The organism is Brenneria uluponensis, from assembly GCF_032395385.1.
GTDB lineage: Bacteria > Pseudomonadota > Gammaproteobacteria > Enterobacterales > Enterobacteriaceae > Prodigiosinella > Prodigiosinella aquatilis.
Window position 1 is genome coordinate 1,816,400 of the sequence record NZ_CP135917.1, and the last position, 20,937, is coordinate 1,837,336.

At 50.8% G+C, this 20,937-nt stretch carries 11 protein-coding genes; 9 read left to right on the top strand and 2 right to left on the bottom strand.

Translation table 11 applies throughout. The features are described 5' to 3' along the window. Positions 1-79: 79 nt before the first annotated feature. On the top strand, positions 80-232 hold the full coding sequence (locus tag RS889_RS08325; protein WP_315710214.1) for a GGDEF domain-containing protein: 153 nt from the start codon (positions 80-82) through the stop codon (positions 230-232). A 236-nt stretch (positions 233-468) separates the two neighbouring features. Here the strand turns inward: RS889_RS08325 and RS889_RS08330 are convergent, their stop codons facing one another. Next, positions 469-1,575 (bottom strand): ABC transporter ATP-binding protein, encoded by a 1,107-nt coding sequence (locus RS889_RS08330; protein ID WP_315710216.1) that lies wholly within the window; start codon positions 1,573-1,575, stop codon positions 469-471. A gap of 356 nt (positions 1,576-1,931) precedes the next feature. On the opposite strand from RS889_RS08330, the gene RS889_RS08335 reads away from it, so the two are divergent. The 6 genes from RS889_RS08335 to RS889_RS08360 all read left to right on the top strand — a co-directional run bounded on the left by RS889_RS08335 (position 1,932) and on the right by RS889_RS08360 (position 9,196). Further along, on the top strand, positions 1,932-3,167 hold the full coding sequence (locus RS889_RS08335) for an extracellular solute-binding protein (RefSeq protein ID WP_315710217.1): 1,236 nt from the start codon (positions 1,932-1,934) through the stop codon (positions 3,165-3,167). 60 nt (positions 3,168-3,227) lie between these two features. Beyond that, positions 3,228-4,535 carry a carbohydrate ABC transporter permease gene (locus RS889_RS08340; protein ID WP_021016542.1) on the top strand — a complete coding sequence of 436 codons (1,308 nt, stop codon included), beginning with the start codon at positions 3,228-3,230 and terminating at the stop codon, positions 4,533-4,535. Positions 4,536-4,545: 10 nt separating this feature from the next. Beyond that, positions 4,546-5,397 (top strand): sugar ABC transporter permease, encoded by an 852-nt coding sequence (locus RS889_RS08345; protein WP_021016541.1) that lies wholly within the window; start codon positions 4,546-4,548, stop codon positions 5,395-5,397. A gap of 4 nt (positions 5,398-5,401) precedes the next feature. Then, a complete protein-coding gene (locus RS889_RS08350) occupies positions 5,402-6,604 on the top strand; it encodes a glycoside hydrolase family 53 protein (RefSeq protein WP_315710218.1) in 1,203 nt (400 codons plus the stop codon). Positions 6,605-6,748: 144 nt separating this feature from the next. Then, on the top strand, positions 6,749-8,809 hold the full coding sequence (locus RS889_RS08355) for a beta-galactosidase (RefSeq protein WP_315710219.1): 2,061 nt from the start codon (positions 6,749-6,751) through the stop codon (positions 8,807-8,809). Positions 8,810-8,881: 72 nt separating this feature from the next. Beyond that, positions 8,882-9,196 carry a PTS sugar transporter subunit IIB gene (locus tag RS889_RS08360; protein ID WP_315710220.1) on the top strand — a complete coding sequence of 105 codons (315 nt, stop codon included), beginning with the start codon at positions 8,882-8,884 and terminating at the stop codon, positions 9,194-9,196. Positions 9,197-9,378: 182 nt separating this feature from the next. On the opposite strand, the gene RS889_RS08365 is transcribed toward RS889_RS08360, so the two are convergent. Continuing rightward, the gene (locus RS889_RS08365) at positions 9,379-10,629 is read right to left on the bottom strand and encodes a maltoporin (protein WP_315710221.1); all 1,251 of its coding nucleotides are present in this window, start codon (positions 10,627-10,629) and stop codon (positions 9,379-9,381) included. Positions 10,630-10,892: 263 nt separating this feature from the next. Here RS889_RS08365 and RS889_RS08370 point away from each other — a divergent pair, with 263 nt between their 5' ends. Together RS889_RS08370 and RS889_RS08375 are read left to right on the top strand one after the other, a co-directional pair. Further along, positions 10,893-11,975 (top strand): LacI family DNA-binding transcriptional regulator, encoded by a 1,083-nt coding sequence (locus RS889_RS08370; protein WP_315710222.1) that lies wholly within the window; start codon positions 10,893-10,895, stop codon positions 11,973-11,975. 324 nt (positions 11,976-12,299) lie between these two features. Beyond that, on the top strand, positions 12,300-20,897 hold the full coding sequence (locus RS889_RS08375) for a glycoside hydrolase family 94 protein (protein ID WP_315710223.1): 8,598 nt from the start codon (positions 12,300-12,302) through the stop codon (positions 20,895-20,897). Positions 20,898-20,937: the final 40 nt, after the last annotated feature.

Here is a 20,937-nt window from a genome sequence, read left to right on the forward strand (position 1 = left end):
AAAGAACTTTTTGTGGTGAAATCATGTCCCTGATTGTACAAAAAATAGTTACGGGACACAGCCTGGCAAGGCACACTCGGTGCTGAAGGTTATTCATGATTTGAACATTCCACACGTGTCATCCGATGTCAGTGATCGGGTATCAGTAAGTATCGGTGTCGCCAGTATTATCCCTTCCGCCACGAATAGCGGCGAAATGCTTATCCAGCAGGCTGATGCCGCACTGTACTAGTCCAAGCAGAATGGTCGTGCAAGAGTAACGGTATTTACAGAGATACATTCAGCATAGTCTGATTAACGTCGGCAACCGGTACGTTGCACCGGTAACCGTGCGGATAAAATGCGTGCAACGGCCTGGAGTAGAGCCCTCATTCTTGAATGGCGCACTCTATGCCAGTTCACCGTGTTAGCGAGCCGGGCTGAGTGAAGCACTGACGTCAGGCATTGGCTAAGTGGTAGTCCGGATTTTTATTGTTGGTTAACCTGAATATCGGCGCTGATTCGCTCGCCTAACGCATCAAATACCAGGCACTGCCTGGAATCGAAACCCAACTGCAATTTTTGATAGGGCGTAAATTGGGCATCCCCTGGCAGCAGTATTTTGAAGCCATCATGACCGTGACACTGACCGAACAGATAGGTGTTGTTGCCCAGTCGTTCCACCACCTCACAGTGAAACTCCAGTTGTAACGGTATTGTGCCTGCTGTGGACAGGTGCTCCGGACGGATACCGAGCGTCACGTTCATGTTGGGCTCTACCTGTTGAGTCCGTATCGCGAGGGTGAGGGTTTTACCGTATTCAATGGCCACGGTGAGCTTCTCGGGTTTCCAGTTCACCACCGTTGCCGGTAGAAAATTCATTTTTGGTGAACCGATAAACCCGGCGACAAATCGATTGTCAGGGTTGTAATACAGGTCCATCGGTGACCCCATTTGTATTACCCGCCCATCGTTCATCACCACAATTTTATCCGCCAGCGTCATCGCTTCAATTTGATCGTGGGTAACATATACCATGGTGGTTTTCAGTTCCTGGTGCAGTTTGGCGATATGCAGACGCATATCAACCCGCAGCTCGGCATCCAGATTGGAGAGTGGTTCATCAAACATGAACACGTTGGGATTACGTACGATGGCGCGACCAATCGCGGTGCGCTGTCGCTGGCCGCCAGAGAGTTGTTTGGGCTTTCTGTCCAGCAAATGGGAGAGTTGCAGTGTCTTGGCAACCATCTCTACCTGATGGCGGATCTCTGCCTTTGGTGTACCGTTGACTTTCAGACCGTATCCCATGTTTTCGGCGACCGTCATATGCGGATACAACGCATAGGACTGAAACACCATTGCCACGCCACGGTGAGCAGGGGCGACATCGTTAACGCATTCATCGCCAATCAGTACCTCTCCTTCGCTAATCTCCTCCAGACCGGCAATCATGCGCAGTAACGTGGATTTGCCGCAGCCCGAAGGACCAACAAATACCGCAAATTCCCCTCCTTTAATATCAAGATTGATATTGTGCAGCGTCACCGTTTTGCCAAAACGTTTGGTGACATTTCTCAGTCTTATGCTGGACATCGGTTGATCCTCGGAACGTTATCAATAAATGAGTCGTGTTAGAGAATGAATTACTCTCTTTATGTGATACGTATAACAAAGTTTAATTAATAACTATAACGGCTAAAAAGTCTTTAAAAGACTATAACTTGGCTAGATTTTAAGCCATATCATCGCGTTTCATTTATGCAATCATGATCACACATTGATGATAATTATATAGATTTAACAGTGATCTAAGCATAGCGTATAACCACTGAGGGAACGAGTGAGCTCTGTTTAGTCATGTTGTGGGATAGATCATTCATGTATCGATTGAATATCAAAATATGAACATGAATTAAAAAAATGTAATACCTTCACAAAAGAGGTGAGTGATGAAAATCAAAAAAATAACCGCTCTGCTCCTGACCGCACTGGTGGCGGGCCAATATTCCACTTTCGCCGCTGCCGCGGCAAGCCGGCAACTGACGGTGTGGGAGGACATAAAGAAATCTGTTGGCATAAAACAGGCCGTTAGTGATTTCGAAAAACAGTACAACGTGAAAGTCAATGTGCAGGAAATACCTTATGCACAACAGATTGAGAAGCTGCGTCTGGATGGCCCGGCAGGCATTGGTCCTGATGTGCTGGTGATCCCTAACGATCAGCTCGGTTCTGCGGTCGTGCAAGGATTGCTCTCGCCACTGACGGTCGACAACGCGGAAGTCGCCGCTTTCACGCCGTCGTCCATTCATGCCTTCACCATGAACAACCGGCTGTACGGTATTCCCAAGGCAGTAGAGACATTGGTGCTGATCTACAACAAGGATCTGTTGCCCAAGCCGTTGGCTACGCTGGATGACTATTACCGCTTCTCCAAAAAACAGCGGGCGGAAAATCGATACGGTTTGCTGGCGAAATTCGATCAGCTTTATTACAGCTGGGGAGTCATGGCGTCGATGGGCGGCTACATCTTTGGCAAAGACAGCAAAGGTGGATTGAATACTCTAGATATCGGTCTCAACACCCCTGGCAGCGTGGCGGCGGTCAACAGCCTGAAAAAATTCTACACCGACGGGCTATTCCCCAGAGGGATCATTGGTGACAGTGGTCTTAATGCCATTGATTCCCTGTTTACCGAGAAAAAGGTGGCGGCGGTGATCAATGGGCCATGGGCCTTTCAGCCTTACGCTGACGCCGGTATCAATTATGGTGTTGCGCCGCTACCGAAACTGGCCAATGGCCAGTCGATGAACTCTTTTCTGGGGGTGAAAGGTTACGTGGTGTCCACCTGGAGCAAGGATAAGGTGCTGGCACAGCAATTTATTACGTTTATCAATCAGCCTGAGTATGTGAAAACCCGTTATCAACTGACCAAAGAGATCCCACCACTGGTCGCAATGATTAATGACCCGTTGATTAAAAATGATCAGCGAGCCAGCGCCGTCGCTATTCAGGCCAGTTTGGCGACTGCCATGCCCAGCGTGCCCGAAATGCAGGAAGTCTGGGGCCCGGCTAACGCTGCGCTGCAATTGAGCATGACCGGCAAACAGGCACCTCAGGCCGCGCTGGACGATGCGGTGAAGCAAATCAAGATGCAAATTGAGGCGATGAAAGCCAGCAATCAGTAACTCCGGCCTCCGCTTATCCTGAACGGGAGGACGGCTCCCGTCATAAAGAAGGAACAGTTTGTGATTATCACTCCCAGTGAAAAGTTAACCGTTGTTAAGGGGCGGTGTCGCCATGCGGCGGTCGCATTGCTGTTTGCCCTAGTCCCCGGTTTTGGCCAGTTCTATCACCGGCAGTGGGCGAAAGGGCTCATTTTCCTGGTTCTGCTTAGCAGCTTTATCGGTGTGTTTCATGACTTTCTCATGGAAGGTGTGTGGGGTCTGTATACGCTTGGCGAGCAAGTACCACGTGATAACTCCATTTTTCTGTTGGCGAAGGGCATTATCAGCCTGTTGATCATCGCGTTCGGGTTGGCAGTTTACGCCCTGTCACTACGTGATGCCTGGGTCAATGGGCAGAAACGGGATGAGGGGTTGGCGCTTAATAGTGTGCGGCAGCAATATCAGATATTGCTGAGTGAAGGTTTCCCGTACCTGATGATCACGCCGGGGTTTATTCTGCTGGTTTTTGTGGTGATCTTTCCCATTCTGTTTGGTTTTTCAATTGCCTTTACCAATTACAATCTGTATCACACCCCGCCAGCAAAGCTGGTGGATTGGGTCGGTCTCAGGAACTTCGTCAACATTTTTACCTTGTCTATCTGGCGGTCCACCTTTCTGGATGTGTTGCAGTGGACAGTGGTCTGGACGCTGCTGGCTACCACGCTACAGTGCAGTGTGGGTGTGTTGCTGGCCATTTTGGTCAATCAAAAGGATTTGCGATTTAAGCCCTTGATCCGCACCATTTTTATCCTGCCGTGGGCGGTGCCGGGTTTCGTCACTATTCTGGTATTTGCCGGCATGTTCAATGACTCTTTCGGTGTCATCAATAATGCCATTCTGGCGTTTTTCGGTATTGCCCCCAAAGCCTGGCTGACCGATCCGTTCTGGACTAAAACCGCACTGATCATGATGCAAACCTGGCTTGGTTTCCCGTTTGTGTTCGCCATGACCACCGGCGTGTTACAGGCCATTCCAGAAGATTTGTATGAAGCGGCGACTATGGATGGCGCGAGTGTCTGGACCAAATTAAAAACCATTACACTGCCGTTGGTACTCTACTCCATTGCACCGATCATCATTACGCAATACACCTTCAACTTTAACAATTTCAACATCATCTACCTGTTTAACAATGGCGGCCCGGCGGTAGTCGGTTCCAACGCCGGAGGCACGGATATCCTGGTCTCCTGGATCTACAAACTGACCATGTCCTCTTCGCAGTATGCCATTGCCGCCACTATCACCATTCTGCTGTCCATTTTTGTGGTCGGTTTGGCGTTGTGGCAATTCCGTGCCACCCGTTCATTCAAAAATGATGATATGGCCTAAGGGGATAACCATGGCAACGTCGAAGAGCATAAAAAAAGAGAAGTGGGTGCGGCTGTCCCTGTCCTGGCTGCTGATTCTGCTGGTGTCGGTGATTATCATCTACCCGCTGGTGTGGACCATCGGGGCATCATTGAATGCTGGCAACAGCCTGCTGAGCAGTTCTATCATCCCGGAAAATCTCTCGTTTCAGCACTATGCCGACCTGTTCAACGGCCAGGTTAGTTACCTGACATGGTATTGGAACTCGATGGAGATCAGCGTGCTGACCATGATATTGACGCTGATCAGTGTCAGCTTTACCGCCTACGCGTTTTCCCGTTTTCGCTTCAAGGGCCGGCAAAACGGCCTGATGCTGTTTTTGTTGTTGCAAATGATTCCACAGTTTTCCGCGTTGATTGCCATTTTTGTCCTGTCACAGTTACTGGGGTTGATCAACAGCCACCTGGCATTGGTGCTGATTTATGTGGCCGGCATGATCCCGATGAACACCTATTTGATGAAAGGCTATCTGGATGCTATCCCGAGGGATCTGGATGAGTCGGCGCGCATGGACGGTGCCGGTAATTTCCGTATTTTTGTGGAGATCATCATGCCACTTTCCAAACCGATTATCGCCGTAGTGGCGCTGTTTTCCTTCACCGGTCCGTTAGGAGACTTCATTCTTTCCAGCACCATCTTGCGGACACCGGATCAATATACCTTGCCGATCGGTCTGTACAACCTGGTGTCCGAGAAGATGGGGGCCAGTTACACCACCTATGCGGCGGGCGCGGTACTGATCGCCGTACCGGTCGCTATTTTATACCTGGCCTTGCAAAAATATTTTGTATCCGGCCTGACCTCTGGCAGTACCAAAGGATAATGTCATGAATACAAGCACGTTGGCGTTTTTAGGGTTTTGTCTCGCTTTAGCCCCCGCGGCCCCGGTAGTGGCGGCTGATCCGATAGTGATCACCCCGCTGCGCCATGAGCCCACCGGGTTTATTAAAGGCGTGGATATTTCCACATTGGCTGATGTCGAGCAGCATGGCGGCAAGTTCTATGATGAGCATCACGTCCGGCAGGACCCACTGGTCATTCTCCGACACAACGGCGTGAATTACGTCCGTCTGCGCCTGTGGGTCGATCCGAAGGACAGCGCTGGTAACCCGTATGGCGGGGGTAACAATGATCTCGCCACCACACTGGCGCTGGCAAAGCGCGCCAAGGCGCAGGGGATGAAGTTGTTACTGGATTTTCATTACAGCGATTTCTGGACCGATCCCGGTAAACAGTACAAGCCCAAGGCCTGGCAGGGGATGGGATATGAACAATTGAAAACGGCGATTCATGACTATACCCGCGACACCATTGCCACGTTCAAACAGCAGGGAGTGCTGCCGGATATGGTGCAAATCGGCAATGAGATTAACGGCGGCATATTGTGGCCGGAAGGCAAAAGCTGGGGACAGGGTGGTGGTGAATTTGATCGTTTGGCTGGACTGTTGAACGCCGCGATAAGTGGTCTGCGGGAAAATCTGACCTCGCCATCACAGGTGAAAATCATGCTGCATCTGGCAGAGGGAACCAAGAATGACACCTTCCGCTGGTGGTTCGATGAAATCACCCGACGTAATGTACCGTTCGATGTCATCGGCCTGTCAATGTACACCTACTGGAATGGTCCGATCAGTGCGCTGAAAGCCAATATGGATGATATCAGCAAGCGCTACGGTAAGGACGTGATTGTGGTGGAAGCCGCTTATGGTTACACCCTGGCAAATTGCGATGATGCCGAAAACAGTTTTACCGCCAAAGAGGCAAAGGCCGGTGGCTATCCGGCAACGGTTCAAGGGCAGAGCGATTTCATTCACGATTTAATGCAAAGTATCATTGATGTGCCCGATGGTCGCGGTAAAGGGATGTTTTATTGGGAACCCACCTGGATTGCGGTGCCGGGTGCCGGGTGGGCAACGCCAGCGGGCATGAAATATATCCATGATAAATGGAAAGAGGGAAATGCCAGGGAGAATCAAGCCTTGTTTGATTGCCAGGGAAACGTCCTGCCTTCCGTCAAGGTATTTAATTGATTTTTCACAACATCGTTATACCCGTCATTTTTCACGTTACAGGTGTGGTGTCGACCTTGGAAATTCCTGCGGTCGGCACCTTTCTGCAACTCGAAACCTATTGGTAAATACAGAAATTCAGTGGTCAATATTCAAGAGGTTGTAATGAATAAATTTCCTCCTTTAAGCGCAAAGGTTGCTGGCTTATTGCACGGAGCAGACTATAACCCGGAGCAATGGATTAATTATCCGGGGGTAATTGAACAAGATATTCAAATGATGAAGCAGGCGAATTGTAATGTCATGTCGGTGGGTATTTTCAGTTGGTCAATGCTGGAACCGGAAGAGGGAAAATATCAATTCGACTGGCTGGATGATGTGCTGGATAAATTGAATGCCGCCGGTATTCGGGTCTTTTTGGCCACGCCCAGTGGCGCCAGACCGGCGTGGATGTCTCAGAAATATCCTGAAGTGCTGCGCGTGGGGCGTGACCGGGTACAGGCATTGCATGGTGGTCGGCATAATCATTGCCCATCGTCACCGATTTATCGCCGCAAGGTCAATGCTATCAACCACCAGCTGGCACATCGCTATGCGTACCATCCAGCGGTGATTGGCTGGCATATTTCCAATGAATATAGTGGCGAATGCCATTGCAGCCGTTGTCAGGATAATTTTCGTCGCTGGTTACAGCTGCGATATCAGACGCTGAACAAGTTGAACGAAGCCTGGTGGAGCACGTTCTGGAGTCATACTTATAGCGACTGGTCACAGATTGAATCACCGGCACCACAGGGTGAGGTGTCCATCCACGGTTTAAATCTGGACTGGCGGCGTTTTTGTAGTACGCAGGCTACCGATTTCTGTGCACAGGAAATCGTCCCGCTGAAAGCGGTGAACCCGAATCTGCCCGCCACCACTAATTTTATGGAGTATTTCTACGATTACGATTACTGGCAGTTGGCACAGGTGATTGATTTTATCTCCTGGGACAGCTACCCGCAGTGGCATAGCCAGCCGGATGAAACGGAACTGGCTTGCTACACGGCCATGTACCACGATCTGATGCGTACGCTGAAGCAGGGAAAACCGTTTGTGCTGATGGAATCGAGTCCGAGCGTCACCAACTGGCAACCGACCAGCAAGCTGAAGAGACCCGGTATGCATATTCTTTCTTCATTGCAGGCGGTGGCGCACGGTGCGGATTCTATCCAGTACTTCCAGTGGCGGAAAAGTCGTGGTTCGGTGGAAAAATTTCACGGTGCGGTGATTGATCATTCTGGTCGCCTTGATACCCGGGTCGGACAGGAAGTCAGTGAGCTGGGTCGCCTGTTGGGTGTCATGGCTCCGGTGGCGGGTAGCCGGATTGACGCACGGGTGGCTATCATCTTTGACTGGGAAAGCCGTTGGGCAATGAATGATGCACAAGGGCCGCGCAACCATGGACTGTATTATGAGAAGACTGTGGCGGAGCATTATCGCCCCTTCTGGGAACAGGGCATCTCCGTGGATATCATTAACGCCGATTGTGATCTTAGTGGTTACCAACTGGTGATTGCCCCCATGCTGTACATGGTACGTGACGGGTTCGCCAAAAACGCCGAAGACTTTGTCAGGCAGGGAGGGCAGTTTGTTACTACTTACTGGAGTGGGATCGTCAATGAGACCGACCTGTGTCATCTTGGCGGTTTCCCCGGTCCTTTGCGTCCGCTGTTGGGTATCTGGGCAGAGGAGATCGATTGTCTGAAAGAGGGTGAAACCAATAGCGTTAATAGCACACCTGGCAATACGTTAGGGCTGGAAGGGGCCTGGTCGGCGCGCCACCTGTGTGAATTGCTTCATCTTGAGGGGGCGACGGCGCTGGCGACTTACGGCAGTGATTTTTATGCCGGGCGTCCCGCTGTGACGGTCAACCGGTTCGGCGCGGGGGAGGCCTGGTATGTGGCCTCACGCAATGATGCGGCATTCCAGCGCGATTTCTTTGGCGCACTGGCTACAAAGCTCAATCTGCCTCGTGCACTGGAAACCGTGCTACCTTATAGTGTTACGGCACAGCGACGAACTGATGGCGAGTGTGAGTTCGTTATTGTGCAGAATTTCAGTGATGAGATGAAAACGTTATCCTTGCCGGCGGGTTATGTAGATATGGCAAATGGAAAGGCGTTGTCGGGCATGATCACTTTACTGCCATGGGGTTACCGTATTTTATCCCGTTATCTGGCATAGGTTGATCTTTATGGATTGCGCCCGTTCTATTGATCGGGCGTTTTTGTTTTTGCATGATATGAGGAAATAAGAATGGTAAATTTGAAATCTTTTATCAACTATTTTTCCCACCCTAAAAAAATGGTGGAAAATAGTGATATTGACAACCAGTATCTGGAAAAGTTAATACAAAACTTCGGTGGAAGAGAGAACATAAAATATGTAGATGCCTGTATTACGCGGCTGCGTGTTACCGTTAATGACCTGTCTATGGTGGATTCTAGCGGGTTGCAGAAATCAGGGGCATTAGGCGTGATTATTATTGGTCAGGAGGTTCATGCCGTATTTGGTACGCAATCGGATAATCTACGTCAATTACTTGAAACGCGTTTTTCTATTAATGATTAAGAATAAAAAATATTGATAACCACTTGAAGTGGTTATCAATAAATGAATCTAGGCTCGTTATCCTGAAGTCTATTTTTTATAGATAAAACACATTGCCAGCAATAGCAAAACTCAATTGCTGAGGGAAGTAATGTACAATTAATTTCAGTATGGAACGTTGCGGTTTATTCTATTTTTTTTTATTACCACCATGCTTCCACCTGTACACCAAAATTCCAGGTGTTGCTGGCCGTGCCATCCTGAAATGATTTCCCCTGCTCAGAATCATTCAGGTACGAGGCATAGATGCGTAATTCCGGACGTGACATGAACGCCGGTCCATCCGCTAACCCCAGTGCAATGGTGTATTTCTCGCCACCCTGTTTGTACTGACTGCCATCTTTGTGGTCATCTTTCTGGTAGAAGACGCCGACTTCGCCAATAGCGCGGACATAATCGGTGAATTGATACTGTGCACGGCCAACCAGCGAGATCAACCGGCTTTTATCGATTTGGGCGCTGATATTGTTTGCCGAGCCATAGGTCAATACGTGGTTGAGCGAAAATTTATCGGTAATCGGGATCAGACCGGTATTGATCACCCGGTAGCCCGTGGCATCATCAGTATTGTTCCAAACGTCATACCAGCCGCCGCCCTGAGACACCATATTCTGCGCCAGACCTTTGGTGGCATACTGCAACACGATCTTGTCATAGCCACCCAGCATGTCCTGACTGATTTCACTGGTGAGCATCACGCCATTCTTGGCGTCGTACAGGCCACCATACTCTTTCTGTTTTTTGGTTGGATTAGGCATGGCGTAATCAATACCAAATTCTGTCCAGGCGCCAGACCAGGGTTTCCAACCGGCATAGCGCAGGTCGAGATAGTTGATGTTGAGGTCGTTATCGTTATTTACCCGGTAGTCCACATCATTGCCATCACCCCGGATCCAGGCCACTGAAACCGCGCCAGGACCAAAGGACAAATTTTCCACGCCCGCGCCCGCGCCTGAGATATTCCAGTATTTAGTATCAATGATGTGCAGATCGTGGCGTTGGTAATAGCGTTTGCCGCCCCAGATCACTGCATTTGGATCGCCAGGGATCAGACCTTTGATCTGTAAATTAAGCTGGCGGAGCCCGAACTGAGCGTTATCGCCAATAGTGGTTTCATTGTCAGTGGCACCGTTAGACACCATGCTGACCATACTGTCCACATAGAAACTGACATCATTTTTTTTGTAAACCTCACTGCCCAGCTCAACTTCGCCATAAGTGTCGGATTCATTTCCCAGACGACCTACCTTGTTTTTTTGCCACTCCTCCAGGCTGCCATTACGCGAGACACCCACACCCGATCGCAAATAGCCGTGAAAATCAATGGCAAACAGAGAAGGGGAAGTGAGTGTCACTGCAATAGCGACGGATAGGGTACGAAACGTCGTATTCATGTATGCCTCTTTTATTTGTAATACGTTCACATATGAGAGGCTATGAAAGGACTAATTTATATAACAAGCAATTCTCTTATCAATTTATTGTGATTTAATGCAAATAAAACAGCGTTATTTGTAATAGGAAGTGAACTTGATCACTTGTTCTAATATGTGAACGAATAACTTTTATGGTGACTTTTTGACGTATTATAACGATAACTATGTTGGTGACGGAGTGCCTGTTACAATTAAGACATCACTATTGCAGGGAGCGAACCATGAAGTCGAAAAGTAGTACGTTAGAGGATGTCGCTCGTCATGCCGGCGTATCTTATCAGACGGTTTCCCGGGTACTGAACAAGTCTGCCAATGTGTCAGAATCAACGCGCCGCAAGGTTGAACAGTCTATTGAGCTATTAAGGTATGTGCCGAATCGTCTGGCACAACAACTGGTAGGCAAACGCAGCCGGACGTTGGGGCTGGTGACGATTTCACTGGCATTACATGCGCCTTCCCAGGTGGCGGCAGCGGTAAAACGTTACGCGAATACCGAAGGATACCTGGTATTGATTTCAATGATTGATGAGAACGTCAATCATGCTATCCAGGACTCCATCAACGAGCTTAAGTCCCAACTGGTGGATAAAGTTATTATCAACGTCCCACTGGAAACGGCGGCGGCGGAGAAAATCGCTGCGGACAATGACGATATCATCTGTCTGTTTCTGGATGTTGACCCGTATAGCTCGGTGTTCAACGTCTCCTTCAATCCAGCAGATGGCACCCGCGCCAGCGTGAAGTATCTCTATGAGTTGGGGCACCGTGATATCGCGCTGTTGGCTGGTCCCCAGCACTCTATTTCAGCCAATCTGCGGCTGAAAAACTGGCAGGAGGCGCTGCATGATTACGGACTGAATCCCGTTACGGTGTTGCATGGTAACTGGGATGCGCAAAGTGGTTATGCGGGGGCGCTACAAATGATGCGGGAAACACCGCACTTCTCGGCGGTGCTGGTAGGTAATGATCAGATGTCACTTGGTGTATTGAGTGCTTTCCACCAAAATCAATTGTCCATTCCCGGAGAGAAATCAGTAATTGGTTATGATAATACCTATGAAAGCGCGTTCTTTTATCCGGCATTAACCACCGTATCGCTGGATCTGGACTTGCAAGGCAAAGAAGCGGTGAGACGAGTGCTTGGGGTCAATGAGGATGACGCACAGCGTTCGTCGTCGATCCTGCCGGCAAAACTGGTGATACGTAATTCGACCGGGCCGCAGGTTCATGATGACAATAACTTGCAGCAGATTGCAGATGAATTGCGAACGCTCGCTCAGAAGATAAGCCAGATGGGTGTTTGAGTGCCGGACGATGATACCTGCCAAAATCATGCCTGGAAGGGATTCCAGGTTGAGTCAGATAGCGCCCTGCGTTGATAGCGATGGCGTTTTGTAACCTACCTGCTCCGACAGAATATTCAATGGTCGGACATTTTATCTACTATACTTAAATTCGCTTTACTTTTAGTCACCTCCGCTCATGACGTGAGCGAATTCGAGCGGATGTTCGCACTCACATAACTTTATTAAAACACTGATACTCCTGTACCCATAAGGGTTGTCAGCTTTTTGACGTTACTTTCAATACCGCCTGTGTGGATTTTGCACTCAGGTTAAAAGGCGATTATGAAAATATTCTCTCGATCACGGTTTAATTCGTGTGAATCCTCGTCGCCCTGGAATGATACTCTACCGGTAAGAGGCGAGTTATTTGGCCCGGAACGTTTGGAACAAAAAGGGCGCACATTGGCTACCGTTCAGACGGTGACGTGTTCACCGCCTTTTGTTCCGCCGTTACGCCATCGACTGAATGATAATGCTAAAGTGCTCTTGGCCGCCTATCGCGCCAATGCCGCCGAACTGGAAAAAGGCCGACGTGTGGTGCCGGCAGCCGAGTGGTTATTGGATAACTATCATCTGGTCGCTGAGCAGATTCGTGAAGTCCGCGAAGATCTTCCCCCACATTATTACCGACAACTGCCTAAGTTATCTCAGGGGCCGTTTGTCGGTTATCCCCGGGTACTCGGTCTGGTGTGGGCCTTCGTCGCTCACACGGATAGTTATATTGATCCAGAAGCATTACGCCGTTTCATCATGGCATATCAAGAAGTGCAGCCCTTGACGATCGGGGAACTGTGGGCTGTTGCCATTACCCTGCGTATTGTGTTGATAGAAAATCTACGCCGCCTGGCTGACCAAATGACCGCAGGGCGTCTGGCTCGAGCCGAAGCGGAATCCGTCGCGAATAATCTTTTGCGTGCCGGGGATGGGCAAGCTGCATTGGCTAATGAAATTGCCCGTTACAACAAGGCACCTTTGTCTGATACGTTTGCGGCTCAGTTGGTGAAACGCTTACGCGATCTGGATCCCCGAACTACACCGGCACTGGGATGGCTGGAATACCGACTGAGCCAGCAGGGAAGTTCGATGGATGAAGTCGTGCAATCCACCCAGCAACGCCTTGGCGCATCCAACGTCACTGTGCGTAATATTATCACCAGCATGCGGCTGATTTCCGACATGGATTGGGCGACATTTTTTGAAAGTGTCAGTCTGGTTGATGTGTGTCTACGGGAAGATAGTGCATTCGATGAGATGGATTTTACCACCCGCAATCTATACCGCAGTGCAATTGAGCATCTTGGGCGTCGGGCACCGTGCACGGAATTGGATATTGCGAAAGAAGCCTTACTGATGGCGCAAGGTGACCCTGATTTATCGCCTTACGATGATCTCAGTGCCCGAAAACGTGATCCAGGTTATTACCTGATTGCAGAAGGGCGACCACAACTGGAAGCGGCTATCGGTTTTCGGCCTGGAACAGCACTGTGTTTTAATCGGTTTACCCGGCGTATTGGTATGACCGGCTATCTGGGATCAATCGGATTTTTTACTGCACTGTTATTCGCGGGGCTAGGGGCCATATTGTCATCCCCCGAGGTTTCAGCCGTCTGGCTGATATTGATCGGCCTCATCTGCCTGATTCCATTTTCTGAAGTTGCAATAGCCTGGGTTAACCGCCTGATTACCGCGTTATGCGGTGCCTCGCCATTGGCTGGGTTGGAGCTATTGTATGGTGTGCCAACGCGTTACCGGACCATGATAGTGATACCGACGTTGTTGTCCAATGAACAGGATATCCTGCAACAGATAGCGCAACTCGAAGTTCATTATCTGTCCAGTGGACAGGGCGATATGACGTTTGCCTTGCTGACGGATGGTATTGATGCCGATACGGAAATCATCGAAAGAGATCACGCGCTGTTAAGCCTGGCATCACGTACCATCCAGCAGCTTAATGATCGCTATGAACCGGGGCCTGCCGGCAGGCGTTTTTTATTGCTGCATCGTAAAAGACTGTTCAACGCCAGTGAAAATGTGTGGATGGGCTGGGAGCGTAAGCGGGGGAAATTGCACGAACTTAACCGTTTATTGCGTGGTGCTACGGATACCACTTTTATACCGGTTGAGCAACAACCTGTCTGGGTCCCGCCGGATGTCCGCTATGTGATTACGCTGGATGCGGATACGCTTTTACCCCGAGATACGGCATTAAAACTGATTGGCAAAATGGCGCACCCGCTTAACCAGCCATGCTGGGATGCCAGCGGTCAGCATATTGTCGCCGGTTATGCCATTTTGCAACCCCGTATTACGCCATCGCTGCCCGCAGGACATGAGGGGTCACGGTATCAGCGTATTTTCACCGCGCCGGGTGGCATTAATCCTTATGAAGCCGCAGTATCTGATGTCTATCAGGATTTATTCGGTAATGGTTCCTATACCGGAAAGGGAATCTATGACGTGGATGCTTTTGAACGGGCATTAGAGGGACGCATTCCTGAAAACACGTTATTGAGCCATGATCTGTTTGAGGGCAGTTATGCCCGTTCGGGACTGGCATCGGATGTTGAACTGATCGAAACTTTTCCCTCCCGCTATGACGTTGTTGTCGAGCGGCAACACCGCTGGACGCGTGGTGACTGGCAACTCTTACCGTGGATCCTGGGGCTGGCGCATACCGCTACAGGCAAGACGGCGTCGTTATCCGCAGTAGGACGCTGGAAGATGGTTGATAACCTACGGCGTTCGCTTTTAGCCCCCAGTTTGTTATTGATGATGTTTCTTTTTAATGTCTTGCCGTTGGCGCTGGCGTGGAAAGGTTTCCTCGTGGTGCTGTTGGTACTGGCATTCTCGGCTTATCTGCCGATTTTCTGGGATATTATTTCCCGCTTCTGGTGGGGACTGACACGCCAGAAGTCATTGCAGCAGAGTCATCCCCTCGAACATCTGTTGAGTGACCTCAAACTGGCATTCATGCAGGTCTTCCTTTTGCTGGCGTTTCTTCTCGATAATAGCTGGCGAGTGCTTGATGCTCTCTCTCGTACCCTGGTGCGTTTGACTATCACCCGCAAGCATTTGCTGGAGTGGACGACCGCGGCAGAATCCGGACGGCGTCCTCGTCTGACGCTGGTGGGTTTTTATGTTTACATGGCTGGCGGTTTGTTGCTTGGCGTGATTGTGGTGGGTGGCGCGCTGGTGATGTCACCCTGGAACTGGCCACTTTGGCTTCCGCTGGTATTGCTATGGTTAGCTGCACCCATGTTGGCATTATGGGCCAGCGAAGAGCGTGCTATCACACGGGAGGAAAACATTAGCGAGGCGGATAAACAGGCGTTGAGATTGATCGCCCGGCGTACCTGGCGTTTTTTCGAAACCTTTGTCACTGAGCATGAACATGACCTGCCACCGGATAATTTTCAGGAGCGTCCAAAACCGGTTATTGCTCACCGTACCTCGCCCACCAATATTGGTCTGTATTTACTCTCCACGGTGTCAGCGCGAGATTTTGGCTGGATTGGCATAGAGAATGTGCTTGATCGTCTGGAAGCGACGTTCACCACTCTGGATCAGTTACAGCGTTTTAATGGCCATTTTCTTAACTGGTATGACACGCAGACGCTCCAGACATTATTACCGGCTTATGTCTCTTCGGTGGATAGTGGCAATCTGGCTGGTGATCTGATCGCATTGGCGAATGCCTGTGAGTTATGGCAGGAAGCGAGCTGGGAACAGGATGTTCGTGAGCCATTAGCCGACCATCTCCAACTGATTCGTGATGCGCTGTCTCGGCATCAGGAGACTCAGAATGAGCCTTTGCTACTCCAGTCGTTAGACAACATTGAGAATTTACTGAACAGTGATCTTGCCCCTGAACGTCTGTTATCGGCATCTCTTCGGCAGTTGGAACCGTTGTTGCAGCGCACTTATGCGTTGTTACCGCGAACTGATGATGGTGTTATCGTCGACCCCATTTTCTGGATGAATGCCGCGCGATCGATGTTAGTTGAGCAGGAGAGGGAACGGGCCTGCTCTGGTGCTCTGCGCGAGATGCTGGTTGAGCGGTTGCAGAACCTGGCTTCCCGGGCACGGACGATGGCGATGGAAATGGACTTTAAGTTTCTTGTTGACCCGGAGCGTAAGCTGCTGTCGATTGGCTATTTAATGTCGGAAAATCGCCTTGATGTCAGTTGCTATGATCTACTGGCTTCCGAGGCGCGATTAGCCAGTCTGTTTGCTATCGCCAAAGGCGATGTCGGCACTCGACACTGGTTTCGTCTGGGACGGGGCGCCACGCGTATCGGCCGTAGCTCGGCACTGATGTCATGGTCGGGTTCGATGTTCGAGTACCTGATGCCATCGTTGTTGATGCGTGCGCCATTCGGGAGTTTGCTGGAACAGACGACCCGTCTGATTGTGGCGCAGCAGCAAACTTATGGCCGAAGCCTATCACTTCCCTGGGGCATTTCTGAATCGGCCTATAATGCGCGTGATATCGATTTCATCTATCAATACACTAATTTCGGTGTTCCTGGCCTGGGGTTGAAACGGGGACTGGCGGATAATCTGGTGGTGGCGCCGTATGCGACCGGGTTGGCAACCATGATCGATCCGCTTGCCGCCTGCCGAAACTATGAGCGCTTGGCGGCGTTGGGGGCTTCTGGCCGCTATGGATTTTATGAGGCAATGGATTTTACACCTTCGCGCTTGCCAGATAATGAAAAGGTGGCCATTGTTTACAGCTTCATGGCACACCATCAGGGGATGACACTGGTGGCGATCGCCAACACGTTGCATGATGGCAATATGCGCTGCCGTTTTCATCGTGAACCGATGATTCAGTCCTGTAACCTGCTGTTACAGGAAAGCCGGCCAGTGCACGTCGCTATTGCTGAGCCGCTGCCAGACGATGTGAAAGACAGCCGGAGTGAAAGCACTAATGAAGCGGCCATATTGCGGCGTTTTTCCGCTATACCCGCAGGGGCGCCTGTAACACATTTACTTTCCAATGGCCGCTATTCCGTGATGCTCACCACAACCGGATCCGGTTATAGTCACTGTCGTGGGTTAGCGGTTACACGCTGGCGGGAAGATCCGACCCGGGATAACTGGGGGAGTTTTATTCTGTTACGTGATATGCGCAGTGGAAGAATCTGGACTGCGGCTGACGAACATCCGTTAATGGAACCGACGGGAAATCTGCCACCCCCTTCTAACATCATCAATAGTGCAATTGGCGAACCCCCCCATCGTCACGATGTTATTTTCGGGGAAGATCATGCCTCCTTTATCCGTTATGAACGCACATTGACCACTACGATGGATATATTGGTTTCGTGTGAAAGCGATGGTGAAGTACGCCGTATTACCCTGACGAACAGTGGCCGGCGGCAGCGTGACATTGAACTGACGTCCTATGCGGAAATCGTGCTGGCTCCGTCCAGCGCCGATAATGCCCATACAGCCTTTTCCCGTTTATTTATACAAACAGAGTATCTGGATGAATTTTCTGCATTAATTGCTACCCGTCGGCCAAGAAGCCAGGATGAGCATCCGGTCTGGGCTGCACATTTTATGGTGCTGGAAGGGACGGGTGGCAGCGAAATACAGTATGAATCCGACCGTGCGCGGTTTATCGGCCGGGGGAAATCAGTCATGACCGCCGATGCTATTTCAGGCCATAAGGCGTTGTCGAATACCACAGGCACGGTACTTGATCCCATATTTTCACTGCGTCAGCAGGTGACGGTTCCCGCCGGTAAAACGGTTCGTCTGGCGTTCTGGACCGTTATCGCTACCTCGCGTGAAGAACTGATTGATGTGATCGATAAGCATCATGATCGTAGTGCGTTTGAACGTGATAAAACCTTTGCCTGGACACAGGCTCAGGTGCAATTGCGTCATCTTGGTGTGAAGGCGGAAGAAGCGGCGGATTTTCAACGTTTGGCGGCCCCGGTACTTTATGCCGATCCGCGTTTTCGGGCCCCGGTTGAATCGATAGTCCGTGGTGCGGGAGCACAATCGGGTCTTTGGCCGATGTCGATTTCGGGTGATTTGCCCATTGTGCTGCTACGTATTGATGATATTGATGATATCGCCCAGGTTCATCAACTGCTGAGGGCGCATGAATATTGGCGTATGAAGTTGCTGAATGTGGATCTGGTCATCGTTAATGAGCGCGCATCGTCTTATATACAGGATCTACAGATGGCTATCGAAACAGCGATTCACAGTAGCCAGTCCAGACCGCGTTTGGGCGGGGCACAGACCCGGGGATCCGTATTTGCCCTGCGTGCGGACTTAATGTCGCAAGAGTCGAGGGCCTTGCTGTTATCGGTAGCGAGAATATCGTTGGTTGCCCGTCGAGGGGCAATTTCCCATCAACTTGACTTAATCCCGTATGCACCCCCCCGGCGTCGTCTGCCACGCATGTTAAAGCTGAGTGTGCCAGACAAGATGCCGCTGACGGAGGAACTCGAGTTTTTTAACGGTATTGGCGGGTTTGCCCGACAGGGGCGTGAATATGTCACGGTTCTTGAGGCTGAGCTGACAACCCCTGCGCCGTGGGTGAATATTATTGCCAACCCAACGTTTGGTTTTCAGGTGTCGGAAGTGGGTAGTGGTTACACCTGGGCGGAAAACAGCCGTGAAAATCAGCTGACGCCCTGGGGTAATGATGCGGTGTCTGATCCCGGTGGAGAAGTGCTGTACGTACATGATGATGTCAGCGGTGTACTATGGACGCCAACAGCATGGCCGATTAATGATGGTGGGTGCTACGTCGCCCGGCACGGGCTGGGTTATAGCAAGTTTGCTCATAATGCCAATGGCATTGAGCTGGAATTATTACAGTATGTCCCACTGGTTGATCCGATAAAAATATCTCGTCTGAAAGTACATAACACCTCAACGCAAGTGCGCTATCTGACTATTACTGCCTATGCCGAATGGGTGTTGGGTGGTTTACGTAGCGCCAGTGCGCCTTATCTACTCAGTCATGTAGATACACAGACGGGCGCGATGCTGGTGAGTAATCTCTGGTCCGGCAGTTTTCCAGGACGCATCGGTTTTGCTGATTTAGCGGGTCAGCAGTCATCATTGACCGCCGACAGAACCGAATTTATCGGTCGTAATGGACAAATGAGGTTGCCAGCGGCACTGATGGAAAACCGTCAGTTATCAGGGAATGTAGCGGCCGGAGTTGACCCCTGTAGTGTGTTGCAGACACAGATCCATCTGGCTCCTGGAGAGCAGACCGAGATAGTCTGGTGTATCGGTCAAGGGACCTCAGTTGAACAGGCCAGAGACCTGATTGAGAAATATCGGAAAATCGATCTGGATCAGGTGCTGAATGAGGTTGAAGCGCATTGGGAGGCAATAACTGGTGCGATACAGGTTAAAACACCAGACAGAGCAATGGACATTATGCTCAATGGCTGGTTGCTCTATCAGACGTTGTCATGTCGTATTCAGGCCCGTTGCGGGTTTTATCAGGCCAGTGGCGCATATGGTTTCCGCGACCAGTTACAGGATGGCATGGCATTGACCTTCTCCTACCATCAGGAGACGCGGCAACACCTGTTGCGGGCGGCTGGACGACAGTTTGTCGAAGGTGATTTTCAGCATTGGTGGCTGCCACATAGCGGTGCCGGGGTAAGAACCCATATTTCTGATGATCGTGTCTGGCTGGCTTTTGCCACCGCAACGTATGTGCAGGTCAGTCAGGATTACAGTGTTCTGGCCGAGTCCATCTGCTTTCTGGATGGGCCGCCGGTTGCCCCGGATGAGCATGATATCTTCTTCCAACCCATGCCGTGCGCTGAGTCAGCGTCTCTGTTTGAGCACTGTGCTCGAGGGTTGGATCAGTGCCTGTCGTTAACCGGAAATCATGGTTTACCGCTGATGGGGAGCGGGGATTGGAACGATGGCATGAATCGTGTCGGGGAAGGCGGGAAAGGCGAAAGTGTCTGGCTGGGATGGCTGCTCATCCGCACAATAGAAATCTTTGCCCCACTGGCCGATGCTTCGGAAGCAGAGCGCGTCTCACGCTGGCGTGAGCATGCCGAGTCGGTGCGGCAGGCTATTGAGCGTACAGCATGGGACGGCGCCTGGTATCGCCGGGCAACGTTTGATGATGGCACCTGGCTTGGCAGTCATAGCAATGATGAGTGTGTCATTGATTCGATAGTGCAGTCATGGGCGGTACTTTCCGGTGCCGCCATCCCTGAGCGCGCGGCGTTGGCCATGGCCTCAATGGAGGACTACCTGATTCGGCGAAAAGAGGGACTGGCTTTGCTGTTCACGCCACCGTTTGATCACACTATGCATGATCCTGGTTACATCAAAGGCTACCCACCCGGTCTTCGCGAAAATGGCGGGCAATACACCCATGCCGCGCTGTGGGCGGTGCTGGCTTTTGCCCAGATGGGGGAAGGTGATAAAGCCGCAGAACTGTTTGCATTGCTTAACCCAATCAACCACGCTTCAACGCCGGAACAGGTTTCCCGATACCGGGTTGAACCTTATGTCATCGCTGCTGATGTTTATTCCGTTGCCCCCCATACCGGGCGTGGTGGCTGGACCTGGTACACCGGCTCGGCAGGGTGGATGTACCGGGCGGGTATCGAGGGCATTCTTGGCATTCATCGTGAAGGTGATCGGTTGATTCTTTGCCCTTGTATTCCATCACACTGGCCAGGTTTTGAGGCAACCGTCACGCTGGGGGATGCTCACTATACTATTCGTGTTGTGAATGATTCGCACCGGTGCCGAGGGATTGCACAGGCAACACTGGATGATGTGGCTATCCCAGTTGAGGCAGAGGAAGGATCAGTACAGGTAACTGTGGTGTCAGGGGAGCATCAGATACTACTCACGCTGTGAGCGGGATCGGGATTTGAACAGCAGGAAAGTGGTTTAAACG